The organism is Microbulbifer sp. SE14 (genome assembly GCF_059834885.1).
On sequence record NZ_JCBAJA010000007.1, the window covers coordinates 43,468 to 64,297 of the forward strand.

The following is a 20,830-nucleotide window of genomic DNA, read 5'->3' on the forward strand; positions in this document are numbered from 1 at the left end:
GCAAGATGGCAGGCTGTCCGGTGGATTGGAACGACGTACACCTGGACAACGCACTGGTAAAAGATGTGCACGCCGACCTGGAATTGGTGCGCGAACGGCTGCATGTAATCGATGAGAAGGGCGAGCTGCAGGTGGGCTGGGACGCGTTTATCGCCATCTGGCGCAACTCGCCGGGAGAGGAGTATAAGGCCAAGCTGTTCGGCCTGCCGGTCATCAGGCCGCTGTTCAGTGCCTTCTATAAGCTTTTTGCCAGGGCCCTCTATCGCTGGAACCGCTCAAAGAGTCACTGGTAGTGGGCCCGGGATAGGACTGCGCACTTTCCCGCCACGTGTGCGGCACCGGCATCTCGTCTATATACAGGCTTTGACCCGAAGCGACGGAGACGCCACACCCGCCATGATCTGGATCTGGATCGCATTCATCGGCTTCGTGCTGCTGATGCTGGCGCTGGACCTGGGAGTATTCCACCGCAGGGCCCATGTGGTCGGCCTGCGCGAGGCGGCCCTGTGGTCCTCGGTGTGGATCGCCCTGGGGCTGGCCTTTTCCGTCTTTGTCTACTTCGCCTACGAGAGCAAACTGCTCGGACTGGGCACTGAACCGGATGCGGTCGACGGGCTGCTGAACAGCGGGTCCAAAGCCACCCAGAAGTACCTGCTCGGCTATGTGGTGGAAAAGTCCCTCAGCGTGGACAACATCTTCGTTATCGCAGTGATCTTCGACTACTTCTCGGTACCGCGGCGCTACCAGCACCGGGTGCTCTTCTGGGGCATTCTCGGCGCCCTGGTGCTACGCGGGCTGATGATCGCGCTGGGGGCCAGGCTGGTGGCGGAGTTCCACTGGATACTGTACCTGTTCGCGGTCTTCCTGATACTGACCGCGCTGAAGATGCTGCTGCTCGAGTCGAAACCCGCGGAGCCGGGCCGCAATATAGTGGTGCGCCTGGCGCGGCGAATTCTTCCCATCACCGACAAGCTGCACGGGCAGCGTTTTATCCTGCGCGCAGGCTCGGAGGCGTCCCGGCAGGGCGCGGAGCCCGGTGAGGCTCCCGAGCCGGACCCGGTCGTCGACAGGGCCAGCCCCGGCGCCCTGCTGCTGACGCCGCTGGCACTGGCGCTGATCGTCGTGGAGACGAGCGACGTGATTTTTGCCGTGGACTCCATCCCCGCCATCTTCGCGATCACCGCCGACCCCTTCCTGGTGTTCACCAGCAATGTGTTTGCCATCCTCGGCCTCCGCTCACTGTATTTTGCCCTGGCCGGCATAGTGGCCAGATTCCGCTATCTGAAGACGGCGCTGGCCCTGGTCTTGATGGTGGTTGGCGTGAAGATGCTGCTCGCGGACTGGCTGGAACTTGCGGTAGGGGAACACTTTAATCTGTACTTACTGGTGGTGGTGCTGGCCATTCTGGCGGCGGGCGTCGTGGCGTCACTCCTGGCTGAGCCGCGCAGCAAAAAGCGATAGCAGTGGGGCAAACGCCGGGAAACGGGAGAAGGGATTGGAGGTCGTATGGACTACATCACCGACGAGCGCCACCGGGGCGCCATTGGCGACCTGCGCGCCCTGCGGCAACCGGGGCTTGAGACCTTCAAGCGCTATATTCACTGCGACCTGCCCGCCCCGCCAATCTGGCGCCTGACCGGCATGCTGCCCACCGAAGCCGGACTCGGAAAGGCGACCTACTCCATGCCCGTCACCCCCTGGCTCGCCGACGGCACCGGGATTTACTGGGGCGGCATCTACGCGCTTTTCGCCGACTCACCGCTGGCTGCCGCTATCTGGACCACCCTGCCCGCGGGCAGGGTCCTCATCACATCGGAACTGAACATCTCCTACGTGCGCCCCATGAGCGATGACACCCGCAATATCGTCGGCCGCGCGGAAACCGTGCACTCGGGCAGCCAGGTGGGCCTCTCCACGATCGAGATCACCGACCAGGACGGTCGCATGCTGGCGTTCGGCAGCACTCGCTGCCTGATCGCGGATTTCCCGGCCGACCCGGACGAGAAGCAGGAGGAACCGGACCTGGGGCCCACGGAGCCGCCGGACCCCTTCCTGCGCGAGCCGCCGGAATCCGACTTCTGCAAGCTGAAGGAAATCGGCGACCTGGTGCCGATCGAGCTGCAACGGGCAACCATCGAAGAGGATCGCACCCACCCGATATGGCTGCTGACCGGTTACCGCGCCACGGAAATCGAAGACGGCTGCTGCAAGGCCAGCATCCCCAGCTCCCCCTGGTTCTCCCACGGCAGCTTCTCCATTTACGGCGGCCTGCTGGCCTGGGCCGCGGACTTCACCATGGGAGCGGCAGTCTACTCCACCCTGCCGGCGGGCGACATATTCGCCACCCTGGATATGCATATCCGCTTTATCCGCCCGGCCAAAATCGACAGCGGCGACCTCAGCCTGACCGGCAGGGTCCACCACCGCGGCCGGCAGCTGCGGGTCTCCTCCTGTGTCATCGAGGACACAGACGGCAAGCGCGTAGCCATGGCCACCTGCTCTGCACTGGTGATTCCCGGCGGCGCGCACATGCTGGCCGAAGGCAGGAAAGCCGAGGAGATCATCGCCAGCGCGACTGCGAACAGATCCAAATCCGGGTAAAATGCCGCCGCCAACCGAGCAGGCGGGAGCCATCCCTTGATTTCGATTCGACGCTGCCCGATTCCGGAAGACGCCCTCCTCAACCGCTACCGGAAGCCCGGCTGCTACGCCGATTGCTATATGACGGATATCCCCGCTGGGATCTCGCAGGAGCAATATGTAGCGGCCTTCTACACCACCGGTATTTTCAAGCTGGAGCGGCTGATTCTGCAGTGGGCCCTGTCCCGGCCGTCCACGGACGAGGAGGCGGGGCGGCTGGCCGCAGGTAGTATCGACCAGTTCGCCGCCTGGCGCGTCGAAGGGCGCGCGGACAAGCAGCTGTTGCTGTGCGACATCCTCGGCCGCACCCGCTCCTGGCTGATGTCGGTACCGAGGCAGGGCGACGGCGGCCGGGGCACGCGCCTGTTCTTTGGCTCGGCAGTTGTGCCGAAAACAGACCCCGGCACCGGCGCATCCGCTCTCGGCCCCGTGTTCAGCACCCTACTCGGCTTCCACAAAATCTATTCGCGCCTGCTGCTGGCTGCGGCCGGGACGCGGCTGAAGGCCCTGGCTAGCTGAGTGCGGGCGCACCCTGCAGGGCGCCCTCGGTACCAAAGGAGTGCCGACATCGGCTAAAATCCCGCGATCAGCTGGCCCCTCTCCGCGGCAACCGCCGTTCACGGGCCTCCCGGCGATTGCCACCGCACCATGAATTCGCAGGTAACACCATGTCCTCACTGCAAGATCAACTGCTGAAAGCCGGACTCGTCGACAGCAAGAAAGCCAAGCAGATCGGCAAGGAAAAGCGCAAACAACAGAAAGTTGCCAAGAAATCCGCGCAGCCCCAAGTGGATGAAACCAAGGCGGCGGTCCAGCAGGCCCGCGCAGAGAAGGCCGCCAGGGACCGCGCCCTCAACGCCGAGCGCGAGGCCGCCGCGCAGCAGAAGGCCATAGCCGCGCAGATCGTGCAGATGGTCGCCAATAACAAGCAGCCCAGGGGCAACGGCGATGTCGCCTACAACTTCACCTTCGACAAGAAGATCAAGACCATCCATGTCAGCGAGGCTGTGCGCGACCACCTGGCCGCGGGCCGGCTGGTGATCGTCGGCCTGGACGAGCAGTTCGAGCTGGTGCCACGGGTGATCGCCGACAAGATCGCCGAGCGCAACGCCGATATCGTGGTGCAGCCGGCAGCGGACAGCGCGGCAATGGACGAGGACGATCCCTACGCGGACTACCAGATTCCCGACGACCTGATGTGGTAAGCGCCCTTGTCAGCGGAGCAGCAGGTAGTCGCAGCGGTACAGCAGTGGCTCAGGGAGGTGGTGGTGGGCCTCAACCTCTGCCCCTTTGCACGCAAACCGATGCGCGCCGGGCAGATCCGCTTTGCGGTCAGCGAGGCGCGAGACGACGAGACATTGATGGCGGAGCTGCTGGAGGAAATGCGGCGGCTGGACAGCACTCCCGCCGGGGAACTGGAAACCACACTGCTGATCATTCCCCGGCACCTTCAAGACTTCGCCGACTACAACCAGTTCCTCGACCTGGCGGAGTGGCTGCTAGAGACGCACGGCTACAGCGGTGTCTACCAACTGGCCAGCTTCCACCCCGATTACCAGTTCGCCGGCACCCGCCCGGAGGATGCGGAGAACCTGACCAACCGCGCCCCCTATCCGATACTGCACCTGCTGCGCGAGGCCAGTATCGAGCGTGTGCTGGAGAAGTACCCGAATCCTGAATCCATTCCCGGGAACAATATCCGCCGGGTTGAGGACTTGAGCGAAAAGCAGAAACGCGCACTGTTTCCCTATCTGTTCCGTTGATCTTCCCCGCCATAAGTCGACACACGCAGACCAAAGAACAATAAGAGGCCAGCATGCCCACTCAAAGCCCCATCCTAGCCCCGGTCGTCGCCCTGGTAGCCTGGTCTCTGTTCATGTGGCTGTGGATGTACGCCACCCGCCTGCCGGCGATTAAAAGGGCGCATATGAGACTCGATCCCCGGGCTCCACGCGGCGAGCAGATGAGCGCCCTGCCCGCCCGGGTCCGCTGGAAGGCGGACAACTACAACCACCTGATGGAACAGCCCACCATCTTTTACGCCGTCGCCCTGTCCCTGGCGCTTTTGGGGGAAGGTAGCGGTATCAACCTGGCGCTGGCCTGGGGTTACGTCGGCCTGCGGGTAATTCACAGCCTGTTCCAGTCCCTGGTCAACAGGATCGAGGTGCGCTTCCTGATCTTTTCCCTCTCCACGCTGATACTGATCGGCTTGACCGCCAATGCGTTAACTGCTGTTTTCTGATCATTTGTCATCTACCCGCAAGGGTCGCCCATCGAATGGCACTTTGTTGCGCATGGTGCACCGACAGCTACACTAGCGGAAATGCACAGAAATGTATGCGGACAAGATATCTTGTCCGCAGCCAAAGAATTCCAGAGTGACTAGCAATCTGTTCAGCGATGCGCCCGCCCTGCCCGGGTGGCTGGAGGAACAACTGCCATTCCGCCGCAGGATGTATGTTGGCGGCGACTACAGGATGCACTTTATCGACGAGGGCTCCGGCCCCGTGGTGCTGATGCAGCACGGCGATCCAATGTGGTGCCACCTGTGGCGCAAGGTCATCCGGTTATTGTTGGCTGCCCAACCGGTCCGGGTCATAGCCCCGGACCTGATCGGCATGGGATTGAGCGACAAGCCCCGCGATCCAAAGGTGCACACACTGGAGTTCCACGGCCGCCAGCTATCCGACCTGATCCGCGCGCTGGACCTGCGGGATATCACCCTGGTAGGACAGAATTGGGGCGGCCCGGTGACTGGACTGGCGGCGGCGATGAACCCTGAGCGCATTGCCGGCGCCGTGTATTCCAACACTTACATGCGTCAATTCAAAAAGGATCTGAAGCTGACGCCGTTCTTCCGCTTTGCCAATATACCGGTGATTGCCGACGTGGCATTTCGCCTGTTCAACCTTCCGATACCACTTTTAAGCTGGGTCCAGGGAGACCCCAAAAGTATCGGCCCGCGGGAGAAGCGCGCCTATCGCTACCCGCTGCGCGCCCTGCGCGACCGCAGCGGGCCGCTGGCCCTGACGCGCATGGTTCCCACCAGCCTGGAGCATCCCTCCATTGCCGAGTTTGCCATAGTGGATCGGTGGGCACGGGCGTTCGCCGGTCCGGTGGAACTGGTGTGGGGATGCAGGGATCCGATACTGGGCGACGCCTGGCGCGGAAACCTCAGGGTATTTCCCCATGCTAATGTGACCAAAACCGATGCCGGACATTTTATTCAGGAAGAAAAGCCAGAAGAAGTTGCGTATGCGATTCAGCGGGTACTTGCGGCAGACACACTATTTACCCGCCCGCCCAGAACATAAAAGATAAGAAATCCGATTCGCGGCCTTCCGGTAAAGCAACGCAGTTGTCGGCATATCCATTTGTCGGGTTGCGACATGATCTAGACTTGGAATGACCGCAATTCGGGCCAATCATACCTGCCGAGGAACGCTCGATGAACATCAGCATAGCGAACCAGGCAAGATTGGCATTTGCGCTCACGGTGCTTCTCGGCCTCGTGGCGGGGTCGGTCTGGTACTACCGGACATCCGGCCGCTACACGACCTACCAGATTCTCACCCAGGATCCCGTGTCCGGGCTGATTGCCGATGCCCCCGTCGAGTTCCATGGCGTGGATGTGGGGAAGGTAACCAAGGTCGAACTCACCGGTCCCCGCTCCGTGCGCATTCTGCTCGACGTCGAGAAAGACGCGCCCGTCACCAGGGCCACCGTCGCCACCATCACCGCACGTGGGCTCGCCACGCGGGGGTTCACCGGCTATGTCTACATCCTGCTGGAAGACGTCGGTGCGGATCGGGACCCACTCACCGCCGCGCCCGGCGAGCGCTATGCGCGGATACCCGCCACCCCATCCCGCTCCGTGAACCTGGATACCGCGATCAGCCAGGTCAATCAGAACGTGCAACTGCTGACGGAATCGCTGCGCTCCCTGCTGGACGAGGAGACCATCGCGTCGCTCAAGCAAGCAGTGGACCATTTGCAGCAGGTCAGCCGCATGCTCGTCGAGAACCAGGAGAGACTCAGCAGGATCATCGCCAACACCGAGCAGGCGAGCGGCCGACTCGGACCGCTGCTGGATTCCAGCAACGACACCGTGAACGCACTGCGGCAGGTCAGCCGCATGCTTGTCGAGAACCAGGACAGGCTCGGCTCGATTATCGCGAACACCGAGCAGGCGAGCGGCCGGCTCGGACCGCTGCTGGATTCGGGCAACGACACCGTCAACGCACTCCAGCTCCAGGTCCTGCCTGAGGCGTATCGGACGATAGCCAAGCTGAACAGGCTGACCAACTCGATGAACCGCTTGATGGTCAGGATCAATCGCGACCCATCGATTCTCGTGCGCGGCAGCACCCCTCCGCCTCTCGGCCCGGGCGAATTCCAATGAGAGCAAACGGCTGCGGTACCCTGTTGGTTGCACTCGCCGCGGCAGCGGTTTCCGGCTGCACACTGTTTTCCCCGGTGGAAAACGACATCCGGGTGGAGGTGATCAACAAGCTGCCGCCCGAACTCCCCAGGCGGGAAACGCATACCGCGACGCTGCTGGTACTGCCCCCCGTAATCAATCCTGTGTACGACACCGTGCAAATGGCCTACAGGACCCGGCCGTACCAGGTTGACTATTTCAGTCGGCACGAATGGGGCGCGTCACCTGCCCGGATGTTGCAGCCCTTGCTGGTCCGAACGCTGGAGAACACCCGCTACTTCAGCGCAGTACTCACACCGCCCTACTTCGGCCCGTACAGTTATGCGCTGAGGATGGAGATCCTCGAGCTTACGCAGGATTTCATCTCCGATCCGGCAACCCTGCATCTTTCCCTGCGGGTGCAACTCGCCGATGGCGTATCGAACCGGATCATCGCAAGCCAGGCGATATCGCTGCGCGAGCCCATGCTACAGGAGACGCCCTACGCCGGAGTCGTGGCGGCCAACGATGCCACTGCGAAAGCCCTGCAGCAGGTGGCCGGATTTGTGCTTGAGAAGATGCCCTGAGCGCTAGGGCAATATCTTTTTCAGGGTATCATCCCGGAAAAAGAAATGGTGCCTTAATGCCGCTCCGGCGTGCAGCATAATGAAGACGATCAATGCAAAGCCCAGCCACTTGTGAATTTCGATGAATGCACGGAACAGGTACTCATCGCGCGCAATGAAATCCGGTAGCCTGATACCGAAGAAGTACACCGGGATGCCCGCGGCGGAGGACATCAGCCAGCCGCTGATCGGCAAGGCGAGCATCAAGGCGTAAAAGGAAAGATGGACAAACCGCGCAGCCGCCTTCTGCCAATCAGGAAGATGCCCGACCAGCGCCGGCAGCACATTGCCAAGGCGCCACGCCAGTCGTACCGCGGCCAGCCCAAACGCCAGTATGCCGTATTCCTTGTGAGAGAGAATAAGCAGGATTTTTTTCTTGTTAAATCCGACATCGGGCAGGCCGCTCATGTAGAGCCCCTGCACGATGAGCGCAATGAGCAATGCCGCCATAAGCCAATGCAACGCAATGGCCACGGCGCCATAACGGCGATTCGTGTTCGTGAGCCTTGTCATCGACCGTACCGGTCAATCAGGTACTGTTCGCGCAGATGCTCCAACCCCGATTCCCGGCCGCACTGATACCCCCGCTCCAGCAACTCCACTTCGCGGGTAAAGCGTTTCACCGGAAATTCCGCCGGCGGTGCAATCGCGGTTACGCGACAATCCCGCGGCGGCGACTGGATAAAATCCAGCGCCCGGTTGTAACGCGCCGCCCGACCGAGAACCGCTTCAAACAGTCGCGCGTGGTCGCGGAAAAACCGCTGCATCAGTTTCGGCGTCGGGCTCACCCGTTTCCGATAGCCGAGGGGCCGCGACAGCACCACGGTGATGTCCCGCGCGCCCTGTTCGTAGGCCCTGATCACCGGGATGGAATCCGCCAGCCCCCCGTCGGTCATCGGTTCGCCATCGACCCGCGGAAAATCTCGGTAAAAGAGCGGAATGGCGCAGGACGCGGGAAACACCTCGTGCATATTCTCCGCCGTCACCTCCAGGTAGCGGGCCAGCCCGGTATCGACACTGGTAGTGACCGCATAGAGCGGCACCGCATTATCGAGGTAGCGCTGGACGTTCAGGGGCACATCGCCGTAGGAGGCATGCCATAGCCAGCTGACATCGCAGAAGTGCCCCCCTCTCAGGTAGCGCCGCCAGTTGATGAAATCTGCCCGCCGCGCATGATCCAGCAGAATCCTGCGGCTGCGGCCGTGGTCTCCCGCCAGGTAGCCGATCAGGTTGGTCGAACCGGCGGAGACGCCGATCGCAAAATCGAACGGCAGATAGTCCGACTCGATAAAGGCGTCCAAAACCCCCGCCGCGAAGATGCCGCGCATTGCGCCGCCCTCCACCACCAGGGCAGATCGATAGCTGTTGTCGTCTTTAACCATCTCCGGCCTCTACAGCAGCAATTCCAGTCACCTTACCCAGGCCATTGTATAGATAACGTTCAAAGAATTTCCAACCAGTTTTACTGGCTTTTCCGCTCGAATCCGCGCCGGGCCATGTGCTTTACTCTTGGGAGGACTTCCCGAACAGGCATACGGAGGTGAAGCCATGAAATCGAGCAGAAACTATTTGCTCGTGGGGCTGCTGGCCCTGTCCGCTGCGGGCCAGACACAGGGCACAGGTGCCGGGAATTTACTCTTCGGGGGCGGCGGCAATCTCGCCACCTTTGGCGGCACCATCAGCGGCGAAGGCACGGCGACATACAGGGTGAGCGCCACGGCCGGGCAGCATTTGCACGTGATTCTACAGACGGACAATGCCAGCAATCACTTCAATATTTACGCGCCGGGAATGGAGCCCGGCGACGAGGCCCTGTTTACCGGCTCCGTTGAAGGCAATCACTATTCCGGGGTTGTGCCGGCGGATGGCGTCTATACGATTCAGGTTTTCCTGCTGCGCGACGCCGCGCATCGCAATGAATCGGCCAATTACAAGCTGCGGGCAGTACTGAAACCCCAGAGCAAAGCCGCCGCACCGAAAAACAGCAAAAGCAGCTGAATCCCGACCCGGATATCTTCGGCGGGGAAAAGAATCATGCTCACTGACCAACAGGGCAATGCTCTGCCCGGCGCCTCGGCCGACGCAGTAGACCTATACGGCGAGGCGCTGACGTCTTTCAACCTGTATCGCGGCGATCCCTTCGTACCGCTGGAACAGGCGATCCAGGCGGCGCCGCAGTTTGCGATGGCCCATATCCTCAAGGCGTATCTCTACGCCATCGCCACCGAGCCCGCCGCCGCGCTGGCGGCGCAGAAGGTCGTCGTGCAGGCACGGACCCTGCCGCTGAACGAGCGCGAGTCGTCCCATATCGCAGTGCTCACACATCTGCTCGCCGGCAACTGGAGCCGGGCCGCCGAGGCGCTGGACTATCACAATGCGCAATACCCGCGGGACCTGGTCGGCATCCAGTGCGGCCACCTGCTGGATTTCTACCGCGCCAGCGCCCGCGACCTGCGCGACCGTATCGCGCGGGTGCTGCCCCACTGGTCCGCAGAGGTGCCCGGCTATTCGATACAGCTGGGCATGTATGCCTTCGGCCTGGCGGAATGCGGCGACTACGGGCGCGCCGAGGAGTACGGGCACTCGGCGGTGGAACTGGAGCCCTTCGACTGCTGGGCCCACCATGCGGTGACCCATGTGCTGGAAATGCAGGGGCGCGCCGGGGAGGGCGTCGACTGGATGGAGGAGCGGGAGCCCTTCTGGGCCGGCGAGGACAATTTCTTCCGCGTGCACAACTGGTGGCACAGGGCCCTCTACCATTTGGACCTGGGCCAGGAGGAAGAGGCACTGGCCATTTACGACGGTCCGATTCGCGGTCTGCAGAGCGACCTGGCTCTGGACCTGGTGGACGCCTCGGCCCTGCTGTGGCGCCTCGCACTGACCGGCCGCGACCTCTCCGACCGCTGGCGGGAACTGGCCCGGGCCTGGGAGCAGCACGCCGACGGCCGCCACTATCCCTTCAATGACTGGCACGGAGTCATGGCCTTCCTGGGCGCCGGGCGCGACGAAGAAGTGGAGAAAATCACCAATACAATCCGCGCCGCGCGCAGCAACGATAACGAGGTGGCCCAGTGGGCCTGGCACACGGGCCTGCCGCTGATCGAGGGCTTCACCGCCTTCTGGCGCGGCGACTACCTCAAGGCGGCGGAACAGCTGCACGGCGCCCGCTACATCGCCAACAGCTTCGGCGGCAGCCACGCCCAGCGGGACATCATCGACTGGACACTGACGGAGGCGGCGCTGCGCACCGGGCGGAAGGATCTGGCGGAGGCCTTTGCCAACGAGCGCCTGGCGCTGAAACCCCACAGTGAGATCAATCGCCGCTTCCTCTACCGCGCCACTGCGCCGGAAAGTCCAGGCGGGGGCGGAAAACTCGCCTGATACACCCTTCTATACTTTGCCCTGCGCGACCGATCAAATGGCGTGATCACAAACCCCGGGAAAGGAGTCCGATGGCCATGGCCTATTGGAAAAGTGCGCGGGTGTTCCTGCTGCTGGCGATCACCGCGAGCCTGGCACTGCAGGCGCGCGGCCAGGAGGCGCAGCAGGCGGACAAGTCCGCACCAGATGTCCCGCCGGCGGTGATCAACCCGGCCATCGAAAGAGATGAGCTGGGCCTGCGCCTGATCCCCCTGTCCAACGACGAACTGGCGGTCGTGGCCGAGGCCTGGTTCCGTCTGTTCAAGGCGAAAGCACAACAGGTGGTGGAGGCCCAGCTGGCTGCCGCGAGTGCGCCCGAGGAGTCGGCGCAGGCGGCGCGGGAGCGGCTCCTGCAACTGTCCGCCGAGCGCGCCTCGATCGGTGATGCCCTGTCCATGGTGCTGTCCAGCTGGGAGAGCAAGGGGGGCGAGGCGAAAAAAATTGCCGAGTATCGCACCTACCGCCTGGCGGTCGCCGCGGAGCAGACGAGACAGGCGGATCTGCCCACCCTGTGGGAGAGTTTTCGCGATTGGCTCTTTTCTGCAGACGGCGGCCTGCGCCTGGCGAAAAAACTGGGCATATTGCTGGCCGCCCTGCTGGTGCTGCTGGCCGTTGCGCGCCTCGCCGGACGCTGGGCCAAGCACCGTGCACACCGCTCGCCACGGGTCTCGCAGATGCTGGAGGAATTTCTCGAACAAGCGGTTTTCTGGTTGCTGCTGGTGATGGGCCTGCTGCTCGTGCTGGGGGCGCTGGGCGTCAAGGTGGCACCGCTCTTTGCGCTGTTTGGAGGCGCATCCTTTATCGCCGCATTTGCAATGCAGAGCACCCTCAGCAACCTTGCGTCAGGTCTGTTGATCATGTTCAGCCGCCCCTTCGATGTGGGCGACTTCGTCGATATCGGCGGCGTTGCGGGCACGGTGAGATCGGTCAGCATGACTTCGACCAAGGTAGTTACCCCCGACAACCGGGTGATCATAGTGCCCAACGCCAATGTCTGGGGCAATGTGATCACCAACACCACTACCGCAACCCGGCGGGTGGACCTGACCTTTGGCATCGGCTATCGGGACAGTATCGACAAGGCCCAGCGGGTGCTCGAGGAAACCGTTAGAAACCATCCACTGGTACTGAAGCACCCGGAACCCGTGATCGAGGTGGGAGAACTGGCGGCCAGTTCGGTGAACTTCATCGTGCGCCCCTGGACGATGGGCGACGACTACTGGACCGTCTACTGGGACCTGACCCGCCAGGTCAAGGAAGCCTTCGACAGGAACGACATCTCCATTCCCTTCCCGCACCAGGAAATTTACGTGCGCGGTGGAAACTCGCCCTTCTCCCCGTCCGCAGCAATGGAAAAGCCCGGGAAAGGCTGACTCACCCTTTTATGCAAAGGCGCGGCTCCATGCGCGCCACCTTCTTTGCCAGGCCCGCCTTCTCCGCCGCATCCACCACCGCGCGCACATCCTTGTAGGCGCCGGGCGCCTCCTCGGCCACGCCGCGCATCGAGGGGCTGCGGATAAAGATGCCGCGGTCCGCCAGCTCGTCCACCAGGGCGCGCCCCCGCCACTGCCTGGTGGCCTGGTGGCGACTCATGGCGCGGCCGGCGCCGTGGCAGGCGGAATTGAAGGACAGCTCGGCGCCGGCTTCCGAACCGGCGAGGATATGGGACTCGGTACCCATGGAACCGCCGATCAGCACCGGCTGCCCCACCGCGCGTAGCGTCTCGGGAATTTCCGGATGGCCGGGACCGAAGGCGCGGGTGGCACCCTTGCGGTGCACGTACAGCTTGCGTTTGCGGCCTTCCACCAGGTGGTTTTCCACCTTGCAGGTGTTGTGGGACACATCGAACAGCAGCGTCAGGTCCGCCTTCGGCAGCACGTCGGCGAATACCTGCCGGGTCAGGTGGGTGATGATCTGGCGGTTGGCCAGGGCGCAGTTGATGCCGGCGCGCATGGCGCCCAGATAGGCCTGGCCCAGTTCGGAGTTGATCGGCGCACAGGCCAGCTCCCGATCCGGCAGTTCTATGCCGTGTTGGCTGGCGGCCAGCACCATATATTTCAGGAATTCGGTACCTATCTGGTGGCCCAGGCCGCGGGAGCCGCAGTGGATAAATACCACCGCGTCGTTTTCCTCCAGGCCGAAGGCGGTGGCGATGCGCGGGTCGTAGATCTCCGCCACCCGCTGCACTTCCAGGTAGTGGTTGCCGGAACCCAGGGTGCCCATCTCGTCCTGCTGCCGCTTGCGCGCGCGCGCGGAAACCTCCCCCGGATCGGCGCCGGCCATGCAGCCCTTCTCCTCGATATGCTCCAGGTCCTCGGGGTTGCCGTAGCCCTGCTCCACCGCCCAGCGGGCGCCGCCCCGGAGCATGGCCGTCATCTCCCTGTCGTTCAGGTGAATGCGCCCGGTACTGCCGACGCCGACGGGAACATTCCTGAAAAGCGCATCCGCCAGCTGCTTCTTGACCGGCTCTATGTCGTCGATATTGAGGCCGGTGCGCAGGGCGCGCACGCCGCAGGAGATATCGAAACCGACGCCGCCGGCGGATACCACGCCGCCCTCGTCGGGATCGAAGGCCGCCACCCCGCCGATGGGAAAGCCGTAGCCCCAGTGGGCGTCCGGCATCGCATAGGCCGCCTGCACTATGCCCGGCAGGCTGGCCACGTTGCACAGCTGCTCGAACACCTTGTCGTCCATGGCTTTGATCAGCGCTTCATCGGCGTAGATGATACCGGGGACGCGCATCTTGCCGACCGGATCTATGCGCCAGCTGAATTCGGATTCGCGCTTGAGGGGGTATTCGTCACTCATATTCCTCACCTGCCGTCACACGTCGATCACGCATTGCGCCAGCCAGTCGCCGTTTTCCTGATCCGCTACCTTTAACGCCGTGTAGGTCGCGCCCTTCACCTCCACCGCGGGGCTGTGCTTCTCCCAATCCACCTTCTCGCCCCAGGCCCTGCCGTCGAGGCTATCGCCGTCGATGGTCACTTCAAAGCGGGAGAACAACAGCTTGCGCGTGGCCATCTCATAGACCAGCGCATTGATCCAGTCCACCAGCAGGATTTCCGGATCGCCGCCCTCACAATGGATCTCCACACACTGCTGCGGCGCCACCGACTCCAGGTCGGTGACCGTTGCCGTCAGCGCCAGCGCCACCTGCTCGAAGGCCTGCGCCAGGGTCTCGCCGCTGCCCCGCAGGCCCATATCCGCCTCGTGGCTGAAGTGCTCCCAACGACCAGTCACACCGAGTCCCATCCGATTCGTCCGCACACTTCAATGGAATCTAGTTGAAGCCCACCGCTTGTAAAGCGTGCAATTCACTGCCGTTCGCGGATTGCATGGATTTCATTCAACTTGGCAAGCAGGCCCCCGCTCCGCATACTTGTCCCGTTTTTCCAATAGGGCAGAACCATGAAGAAGACCCTCGCACTGCTGTCGCTTTCGCTGCTGTTTTTGTCCACCGGCAGTCACGCCGCCTGCGTCATTCTGCTGCACGGCCTGGGGAAGTCCGACGCATCCATGGGCAAACTGGAAGCCGCCGTGGCCGGGGCCGGGTTCACCACCGTCAATGTCGACTATCCGTCCACCGACCACCCGATCGAGGAATTGGCCGGCCGGACCATAGCGCCGGCGCTGGACCAGTGCGAGGGGCACGACGAGGTCAACTTCGTCACCCACTCCATGGGCGGCATACTGGTGCGGCAATACCTGAGCCGGGTGCCGATCGAAAACCTCAACCACGTGGTCATGCTGGGGCCGCCGAACAACGGCAGCGAGGTGGTGGACCGGCTGGGCAATTTCCCCGGTTTTCACTTTATGCTCGGCGACGCCGGCCTGCAGCTGGGCACCGGCGAACTGAGCGTCCCCAACCGCCTGGGTCCGGCGAACTTCGATCTGGGCATCATCGCCGGCACCCGCAGCATCAACCTGATACTGTCGCAGATGATTCCGGCTGCCGATGACGGCAAGGTCTCGGTGGAGAGCACCAAACTGGAGGGCATGAAGGACCACCTGGAGATGCCGGTGACCCACGTATTCATGATGAAGAACGACAGGGTGATAGCACAGGTTATCCACTACCTGCGGCACGGCCGCTTCAAGCGGGACTGAATGCCATGGCTATTCGCTGGCACTGGTCGACCTTCGACCAACTGACCCGGGACCAACTCTACGAAATCCTGCGCATGCGCCAGGAGGTCTTCATCGTGGAGCAGGAGTGCGCCTATCAGGATGCGGACGGCAAAGACACCTGCGCCTGGCACCTGTGTGGTTGGAATGGCGGGTCGGACTCACCCGCCCTGCTCGCCTATCTGCGCGTGTTATTTCCCGGTAAAAAATACGCGGAGCCGTCCATAGGCCGCGTGCTCACCGCGGCCTCGACGCGCGGCAGCGGCCTGGGCAGGGAGCTGATGCGGCGGGCGATAGAGAACACCGAACGCGAATACCCGAATACCCCAATCCGCATTTCCGCCCAGCAGTACCTGGAGCGCTTTTATGGCGGCTTCGGCTTCGAGCGGGTATCCGATCCCTATGACGAGGACGGCATACCGCATATTGAGATGTTGCGCGGGGCAGCAGCGATAAAATAAGGTATAAATTCCACAGTGCTATCGGCAGCCACCGCACGAACCAGCGCCGGCTGGCCATAATAAAAAGGGGCTCGCTGTGCCAGGGCCCCAAAAGCGGAAGTAAAAATGGAATTACTGGACAGCCGGGCTGCCGCCCTCCCGCTGGGCGAACAGCTCGATAACTATTCCAACCTGTGCAAGCGCGGCCTCTACCTGGACGCCCTCGCCGCCGCCGAGCGGGACTGCGGTCCCCTGGAGCAGTGGCAGCACACGGAGCTGCGCATTCTCGCCGTCAAGGCACTCAATCACCTGGGGTTGCGGCGTTCGGCGGACGCGATCGTCTTCCGCACCTGGAGAAGGAACAATGGCGACCCGTTGATCGTGCCCTATTACCTGCAGGCGGTTATGGGCCGCAGGGGGCCGCTCGACGCCTGGGAGCTGTACCAGCAGCTCGAGAAAGCGGGCTTCCCCGACGGGGTCGACCGCGCATACCTGCTGTGCATCGAGGCCGATATCCTCTCCAGCTACCGGGATTTCGCCACTGCCGACCGCCGCCTGCAGGAGGCCGGAACACTGGACGACGGCAACTGGATCAAACTCCGCCGGGCCCAGCTGTTGCAGGAGGCCGACCAGCACGAACAGGCACTCGAACTCTGCGGGCAGATTCACAGCGGGGACCCCGCCTATATCGGCGCGGCCCACACCTACGCTGCGCTCCTGCAGCGCAACGATCAAGGCCAGCGAGCCCTGGAGCTGCTGCTGCCCTATTGGGATAGCTGCCAGTCCCTACTATTGGGCCGGCAATTGTGCCAGCTGGCCACCGAACAGCGACAGTTCGATACCGCCCGTCGCTGCCTGGAGAGAATGGAGCGGCTGATGGCCCGACGGGGCTGCCCGAAATACCTGCGCCGGGAGCAGGACAATTTATGGGCGGATTACCACTGCGCGCGCGGCGACTACGATGCCGCCCTGCCCTACCTGGAGCAGAAGGACTTCTATCGGGAACGGGTTTCCGAATCGATCCGCCAAAGGGGAGACGACAGCCAGCGCAGGATACTGCCGCTGCCCTATATCCAGCAGCGCCATATGACCTGCGCGCCGGCCAGTATCGCCACGGTCCTGCAGTTCTGGGGCCAGGCCGCGGACCAGGATGAAATCGCCGAGGCCATCTGCTACAACGGCACCTCCAACTACGACCAGCGCGCCTGGCTCCTCGAACAGGGCTGGCACCTGGCGGAATTCGACCTCAACTTTCCCCAGCTCAAGCAGCTGATCGATCTCGATATTCCGGTACTGCTGACCACGGTGGAGCCGGGCAGCGCGCATCTGCAGGTGATCGCCGGCTACGATCGCGCCATGGGCACCTACATACTGCGCGACCCCTCCCACCCGCGCCTGCAGGAAATGCTGATCGAAGAGGGCGAACGCTACTACGCCTCCAGTGGCCCGCGCTGTATGGTCGTGGTGCCGGCGGCAAAGGCGCAGCTGCTGGAGAACCTGGAACTGCGCGCTGCACCCCTGTACGACGACACCTTCCTGCTGCGACGGGAACTGAACAAGCACCGCTACAGCGCCGCCCTCCCCATTGCGGAGCGGATGCGCGTGCGGGATCCCCGGCACCGCCTGACACTGCACGCACAGCTGGACCTCGCCTACTACACCCAGGACGACGGCAGAATCCTGCAGCTGACCGAACGGCTACTGGAGCAGTTCCCGCAGGACGTCAACCTCCAGTTGGGAAAAATACAGACCCTCTCGCGCCTGAACGCCGCGCAGAAATCCCTCGACTATATGGAGGCGCTGGAAAAAGACGGCGAGGCCCACTTCCTGATCCGCAGCCGTCTCGCCGACAGCCTGCGCTTCGACCACCGCAACAGCGGTCGGGTGGCAAAACTGCTGTCCACACTGCTGCGACAGAACCCCCTGCACGCGCAGACACTCTACCAACAAGCCGGCTTTCTCTGGGATTGCGGCGAACACGAGCGGGCCTGTGCCCTCTACCGATTCGTCACCTGCCTGGAGGAGACCAGCGAGGCCTACGCCAGCAGCTACTTCAAGGCGGAGCGCTACCTGAAGCGCACCGATACGGCCCTGGAATTCCTGCGCGACCGCTTCAAGCGCTTCGGCAACAAGTCGGCGGGACCGGCGATCTCCCTGTTCAATGCCCTGGACGCACTGGAGCGGGCCGGGGAGGGTCTGGAAATCCTCCGCAGCGGCATAGAGCAGCGCCCCGGGGACGGCGAGCTGATGCTGTTTACCGCGCGCCGCCTGCTCTACCTGAACCGTGTCGCCGAAGCGGAGGAGCTCACCAACAGGGCCCAGCCTTTCGCCAACAGAAACCGACACCTGGAAGTGGCCGCGGAGATCTGCGCCCACCGCCAGCAGAGGGACAAAGCCATAGCCCTGTGGCAGGAAATACTGGAGCGTGAGCCGCTCAATTACGACGCCTGCAGCACAGTGGTCCGCCTGTATATCGAACTGGACAAGTACGACCGGGCCATCACCTTCCTGAATAAAAAAATCGAGGAGTACCCGGGCAACTACCAGCTGCAGCGCATGCGCCTGAACTCGCTGGCGGACGAGGAAGTGAAGCGGATTGAAGACTGCTGCCTGCAGCTGATCGACAGCCACCCGGACGACAACTGGGCCTACGTCAGGCTGGCCTATATCTGCTCGCAACGATCCCGGCCGGATGACGCCCTGAAGTATGCGCTCGAAGCCACACGCATCTCCCGCACCGACAGCCAGGCCTGGGCCCAGCTGGGCCAGGTGCACCTGCTGCGCGGCGAACGGGGCGCGGCCGCCGAGTCGTTCAAGCGGGCCATAGCCCTGTCCTGCGACTGCACCTCGGCTTTCGCGCCTCTGTTGCAATGCGCCCACGGCCTGGAGCAGAAAAGGGAACTGCTCGCCTATATCCACGGCGAACTTATGCGGCAGGTCAGTTTCGGCGACGGCGTGCTCTGTTACCAGAGCATCGCCCGCGAGTGGCTGCCCGCCGAAGCACTGCTCGACTTCCTGCACCTGGCCCTGCAACAGCGCCCGGATCTCTGGCACTGCTGGCTGGCACTGGCCAACGGCTACCGGTACCAGGACAACCTGGTGCAGGCTCAGGCAACGCTGCTCACCGCGATCAAACGCTTCCCCCTGCTGCCGCGCCTGCATCTGGAACTGGCCGAAATACTCCGCCTGCGCGGGGACCTGGCCGCAGCCGAAGAGCGACTGCGGCAAACCCTGGAACTCAACCCGGACTGGGCGGATGTGCACAACAAACTGGCCGACCTGCTCGAATTCCAGGGCAAATACCCCGAGGCCATCGAGACCCTCGAGACCGCCATCCGCCGTATTCCGGGCGACGCCATCCCCCGCGGCTATCTGGCGGATCTGCTGTGGCGGCGCGGTGAGCGGCAACGCGCCGTCGACGAGGTGGTCAAGTGTATCGAGCTGGCGCCCTTCTACGGCTGGGCCTGGCACAAACTCTGCCAGTGGTCGCGGGAAACCGGGCACGACGACGTTGCCGGAAAGCGCATCGCCGCAGCGCGGCGGAGTTTTCCCAACAGCGCCCTGCTCGCGCGGGTGGACGCGGAGTTCCGGCAGGATCCGCGGGAGAAGGCCGCGGTGCTGGCGGCCTTCGCCAACGTCCAGCCGCAGAATATCGATATCGCCTGCCGCCATATCGAGGCCCTGAGCGATTGCGGTGACTTCGAGCAGGCGCAGCGGCTCTGCGATGCCGACTACTGGAAGGGCGAGGTACCCATCGAAATCCGCGCGCGGCGCGCCTGGCTCACCAGGCAAGAGGGTCACATCCCCCGGGCCATCGAACAGATTCGGGAACTGGCCCGGGAGGCGCCCTACTTCTACGAGGCCTGGCGGCTGCTGGCCAACTGGGCTCTGGACTGCGACGACAAAGAAACCGCCCGCGAGGCGCTGAGCCAGTGCCGGGCACTCCACCCCAACGACGCCTCGGTACTGACCTTCGTCGCCGAGGGGCTGCAGCGGCTGGAGGAAAACAGCGAGGAAACCCTTGCGCTGCTGGCCCGGGCCTTCGAACTGGAACCTTCAGACCAGTACAACAGCCTCACCTACCTGGACCAGCTGATCGAGAACAGGGACTGGCCCAGGGCCCGCGAGGTACTGGACCTGATCAAACTGCACAGCGAAGATGCCTTCGTGCTGACCCGCGAGCTACAGCTGCTCGCCGCCGAGGAGCGCAACGGCGAAGCGCTGCTGCAAAACTGGTCGCAGCTGCTGGTACACGAACAGAGCAATGACTGGGTGATTCACACCGCCTGGAAAGTCCTGACGGGCAGTAAACTGGAGAAGGCCGCGAGCGAAAAAATCGAGGCACTGCGTAGGGAGGATCAAGCCGTACACCCCTGCGCCGGCTACTGCCTGGCAAAACACCAGTTGAAGCGGATGCGTTTCAGGAAATTCGAACAACAATTCCAGAAGCTGCCCCAGGCAGACGCCTTCACCCAGCGGGCCCTGGAGCACTACCTGGATCTGCTGGCGCGCCGCAACGAAAAGCCCTCGGCCCGCTTCGCCCCCAGACTGGAAACGCTGATCGCCGCCGACACCGTCAACTGGGGTACCTACGGTATGCTGCTGGCCCGGCAAAGCCAGTGGTTCAAGGCAAAGCAGTGGTTTTCCCACTGGCGCCGGCACCCGGAGCCCCGCGCCTGGATGCTCTACTTCGCCAGCCTCTGCTACCGCCAGTGCGGCGATTACAAGGCGGGGGTCGAGACGATGGCCGCTGCCTACCAGCTACAGGACGACAACTACCGCGGCGACATCGTCTGCCTGCATACCCTGGATATGCTGCTCGCGGGCCATCCGGAAGCGGCCAAAGTGCTGCAGAACTACCACCTGAACGAACTGGACCCACCGGCCCGCTACGCCCTGGCCCTGTGCCAGGTCCTGCTGGCACTGGGTGACGGGGATTTTGTCGACCGCTTCGGCCAACTGGGCCCCAAGCTGCGCGAAGCCCAGTACTATTACCAGAAAACCGGCAACATCGAGGCCGCGCAGCAATTGAAGCGCCGTGCGCACGCGCGGCTGAAAGGAACAATTCGGCTGACCGGCCTGAAGAGACTCTTCTGGGGCTGGAGGCTGTCGAACCATTTTTAAATGCGCGAACGCCGCCTGCACCCCCAGCTGCG

General features: G+C 63.1%; 20 protein-coding genes. 16 read left to right on the forward strand and 4 right to left on the reverse strand.

The window, feature by feature from the left end; all coding sequences use genetic code 11:
* Positions 1 to 5: 5 nt before the first annotated feature.
* The 10 genes from AC6R19_RS06835 to AC6R19_RS06880 all read left to right on the forward strand — a co-directional run bounded on the left by AC6R19_RS06835 (position 6) and on the right by AC6R19_RS06880 (position 7,647).
* Positions 6 to 293: a DCC1-like thiol-disulfide oxidoreductase family protein gene (locus AC6R19_RS06835; RefSeq protein ID WP_500579043.1), complete on the forward strand. Its 288-nt coding sequence runs from the start codon at positions 6 to 8 to the stop codon at positions 291 to 293.
* 103 nt (positions 294 to 396) lie between these two features.
* Positions 397 to 1,461 carry a TerC family protein gene (locus AC6R19_RS06840; protein ID WP_500579044.1) on the forward strand — a complete coding sequence of 355 codons (1,065 nt, stop codon included), beginning with the start codon at positions 397 to 399 and terminating at the stop codon, positions 1,459 to 1,461.
* Positions 1,462 to 1,506: 45 nt separating this feature from the next.
* A complete protein-coding gene (locus tag AC6R19_RS06845; protein ID WP_500579045.1) occupies positions 1,507 to 2,601 on the forward strand; it encodes a PaaI family thioesterase in 1,095 nt (364 codons plus the stop codon).
* 36 nt (positions 2,602 to 2,637) lie between these two features.
* A complete protein-coding gene (locus AC6R19_RS06850) occupies positions 2,638 to 3,159 on the forward strand; it encodes a hypothetical protein (protein WP_500579046.1) in 522 nt (173 codons plus the stop codon).
* Positions 3,160 to 3,308: 149 nt separating this feature from the next.
* On the forward strand, positions 3,309 to 3,845 hold the full coding sequence (locus AC6R19_RS06855) for a DUF2058 domain-containing protein (protein WP_500579047.1): 537 nt from the start codon (positions 3,309 to 3,311) through the stop codon (positions 3,843 to 3,845).
* A 6-nt stretch (positions 3,846 to 3,851) separates the two neighbouring features.
* Positions 3,852 to 4,403, forward strand: a complete 552-nt coding sequence (locus AC6R19_RS06860) for a DUF1415 domain-containing protein (RefSeq protein ID WP_500579048.1) — start codon at positions 3,852 to 3,854, stop codon at positions 4,401 to 4,403.
* Between the two features lie 53 nt (positions 4,404 to 4,456).
* The gene (locus AC6R19_RS06865; protein ID WP_500579049.1) at positions 4,457 to 4,882 is read left to right on the forward strand and encodes an MAPEG family protein; all 426 of its coding nucleotides are present in this window, start codon (positions 4,457 to 4,459) and stop codon (positions 4,880 to 4,882) included.
* Positions 4,883 to 5,018: 136 nt separating this feature from the next.
* Positions 5,019 to 5,954 (forward strand): alpha/beta fold hydrolase, encoded by a 936-nt coding sequence (locus tag AC6R19_RS06870; RefSeq protein WP_500579050.1) that lies wholly within the window; start codon positions 5,019 to 5,021, stop codon positions 5,952 to 5,954.
* 134 nt (positions 5,955 to 6,088) lie between these two features.
* Positions 6,089 to 7,042, forward strand: coding sequence for an MlaD family protein (locus tag AC6R19_RS06875; RefSeq protein ID WP_500579051.1), 954 nt, complete (start codon positions 6,089 to 6,091; stop codon positions 7,040 to 7,042).
* Positions 7,039 to 7,647, forward strand: coding sequence for an ABC-type transport auxiliary lipoprotein family protein (locus AC6R19_RS06880; protein ID WP_500579052.1), 609 nt, complete (start codon positions 7,039 to 7,041; stop codon positions 7,645 to 7,647). The genes AC6R19_RS06875 and AC6R19_RS06880 overlap by 4 nt, the downstream gene beginning before the upstream one ends.
* 3 nt (positions 7,648 to 7,650) lie before the next feature.
* Here the strand turns inward: AC6R19_RS06880 and AC6R19_RS06885 are convergent, their stop codons facing one another.
* The gene (locus AC6R19_RS06885) at positions 7,651 to 8,199 is read right to left on the reverse strand and encodes a cytochrome b (RefSeq protein ID WP_500579053.1); all 549 of its coding nucleotides are present in this window, start codon (positions 8,197 to 8,199) and stop codon (positions 7,651 to 7,653) included.
* The gene (locus tag AC6R19_RS06890) at positions 8,196 to 9,068 is read right to left on the reverse strand and encodes a patatin-like phospholipase family protein (protein ID WP_500579054.1); all 873 of its coding nucleotides are present in this window, start codon (positions 9,066 to 9,068) and stop codon (positions 8,196 to 8,198) included. Before AC6R19_RS06890 ends, AC6R19_RS06885 begins: the two co-directional genes overlap by 4 nt.
* A 166-nt stretch (positions 9,069 to 9,234) precedes the next feature.
* Here AC6R19_RS06890 and AC6R19_RS06895 point away from each other — a divergent pair, with 166 nt between their 5' ends.
* The 3 genes from AC6R19_RS06895 to AC6R19_RS06905 all read left to right on the forward strand — a co-directional run bounded on the left by AC6R19_RS06895 (position 9,235) and on the right by AC6R19_RS06905 (position 12,479).
* Complete coding sequence (locus AC6R19_RS06895) at positions 9,235 to 9,684, forward strand: hypothetical protein (RefSeq protein WP_500579055.1); 450 nt, start codon at positions 9,235 to 9,237, stop codon at positions 9,682 to 9,684.
* Positions 9,685 to 9,720: 36 nt separating this feature from the next.
* The gene (locus tag AC6R19_RS06900; RefSeq protein WP_500579056.1) at positions 9,721 to 11,067 is read left to right on the forward strand and encodes a tetratricopeptide repeat protein; all 1,347 of its coding nucleotides are present in this window, start codon (positions 9,721 to 9,723) and stop codon (positions 11,065 to 11,067) included.
* A 77-nt stretch (positions 11,068 to 11,144) separates the two neighbouring features.
* Complete coding sequence (locus tag AC6R19_RS06905; protein WP_500579057.1) at positions 11,145 to 12,479, forward strand: mechanosensitive ion channel family protein; 1,335 nt, start codon at positions 11,145 to 11,147, stop codon at positions 12,477 to 12,479.
* 1 nt (position 12,480) lies between these two features.
* On the opposite strand, the gene AC6R19_RS06910 is transcribed toward AC6R19_RS06905, so the two are convergent.
* Together AC6R19_RS06910 and AC6R19_RS06915 are read right to left on the reverse strand one after the other, a co-directional pair.
* Positions 12,481 to 13,914, reverse strand: a complete 1,434-nt coding sequence (locus AC6R19_RS06910) for an RtcB family protein (protein ID WP_500579058.1) — start codon at positions 13,912 to 13,914, stop codon at positions 12,481 to 12,483.
* A gap of 15 nt (positions 13,915 to 13,929) precedes the next feature.
* Entirely contained in the window at positions 13,930 to 14,349 is a 420-nt protein-coding gene (locus tag AC6R19_RS06915; RefSeq protein ID WP_500579059.1) for an archease, read from the reverse strand.
* A gap of 168 nt (positions 14,350 to 14,517) precedes the next feature.
* On the opposite strand from AC6R19_RS06915, the gene AC6R19_RS06920 reads away from it, so the two are divergent.
* From AC6R19_RS06920 to AC6R19_RS06930, 3 genes are all read left to right on the forward strand, one after another.
* Positions 14,518 to 15,216: an esterase/lipase family protein gene (locus tag AC6R19_RS06920; protein WP_500579060.1), complete on the forward strand. Its 699-nt coding sequence runs from the start codon at positions 14,518 to 14,520 to the stop codon at positions 15,214 to 15,216.
* Positions 15,217 to 15,221: 5 nt separating this feature from the next.
* Entirely contained in the window at positions 15,222 to 15,695 is a 474-nt protein-coding gene (locus AC6R19_RS06925; protein ID WP_500579061.1) for a GNAT family N-acetyltransferase, read from the forward strand.
* A gap of 105 nt (positions 15,696 to 15,800) precedes the next feature.
* Positions 15,801 to 20,798, forward strand: a complete 4,998-nt coding sequence (locus AC6R19_RS06930; protein WP_500579062.1) for a C39 family peptidase — start codon at positions 15,801 to 15,803, stop codon at positions 20,796 to 20,798.
* Positions 20,799 to 20,830: the final 32 nt, after the last annotated feature.

What these genes read in the sequence shown, in the direction of transcription:
- AC6R19_RS06835 (WP_500579043.1), top strand. Translation starts at nt 6, where the DNA reads ATGGCAGGCTGTCCGGTGGATTGGAACGACGTACACCTGGACAACGCA.
- AC6R19_RS06840 (WP_500579044.1), top strand. Translation starts at nt 397, where the DNA reads ATGATCTGGATCTGGATCGCATTCATCGGCTTCGTGCTGCTGATGCTG.
- AC6R19_RS06845 (WP_500579045.1), top strand. Translation starts at nt 1,507, where the DNA reads ATGGACTACATCACCGACGAGCGCCACCGGGGCGCCATTGGCGACCTG.
- AC6R19_RS06855 (WP_500579047.1), top strand. Translation starts at nt 3,309, where the DNA reads ATGTCCTCACTGCAAGATCAACTGCTGAAAGCCGGACTCGTCGACAGC.
- AC6R19_RS06865 (WP_500579049.1), top strand. Translation starts at nt 4,457, where the DNA reads ATGCCCACTCAAAGCCCCATCCTAGCCCCGGTCGTCGCCCTGGTAGCC.
- AC6R19_RS06875 (WP_500579051.1), top strand. Translation starts at nt 6,089, where the DNA reads ATGAACATCAGCATAGCGAACCAGGCAAGATTGGCATTTGCGCTCACG.
- AC6R19_RS06880 (WP_500579052.1), top strand. Translation starts at nt 7,039, where the DNA reads ATGAGAGCAAACGGCTGCGGTACCCTGTTGGTTGCACTCGCCGCGGCA.
- AC6R19_RS06885 (WP_500579053.1), bottom strand. Translation starts at nt 8,199, where the DNA reads ATGACAAGGCTCACGAACACGAATCGCCGTTATGGCGCCGTGGCCATT.
- AC6R19_RS06890 (WP_500579054.1), bottom strand. Translation starts at nt 9,068, where the DNA reads ATGGTTAAAGACGACAACAGCTATCGATCTGCCCTGGTGGTGGAGGGC.
- AC6R19_RS06895 (WP_500579055.1), top strand. Translation starts at nt 9,235, where the DNA reads ATGAAATCGAGCAGAAACTATTTGCTCGTGGGGCTGCTGGCCCTGTCC.
- AC6R19_RS06900 (WP_500579056.1), top strand. Translation starts at nt 9,721, where the DNA reads ATGCTCACTGACCAACAGGGCAATGCTCTGCCCGGCGCCTCGGCCGAC.
- AC6R19_RS06905 (WP_500579057.1), top strand. Translation starts at nt 11,145, where the DNA reads ATGGCCTATTGGAAAAGTGCGCGGGTGTTCCTGCTGCTGGCGATCACC.
- AC6R19_RS06910 (WP_500579058.1), bottom strand. Translation starts at nt 13,914, where the DNA reads ATGAGTGACGAATACCCCCTCAAGCGCGAATCCGAATTCAGCTGGCGC.
- AC6R19_RS06920 (WP_500579060.1), top strand. Translation starts at nt 14,518, where the DNA reads ATGAAGAAGACCCTCGCACTGCTGTCGCTTTCGCTGCTGTTTTTGTCC.
- AC6R19_RS06925 (WP_500579061.1), top strand. Translation starts at nt 15,222, where the DNA reads ATGGCTATTCGCTGGCACTGGTCGACCTTCGACCAACTGACCCGGGAC.
- AC6R19_RS06930 (WP_500579062.1), top strand. Translation starts at nt 15,801, where the DNA reads ATGGAATTACTGGACAGCCGGGCTGCCGCCCTCCCGCTGGGCGAACAG.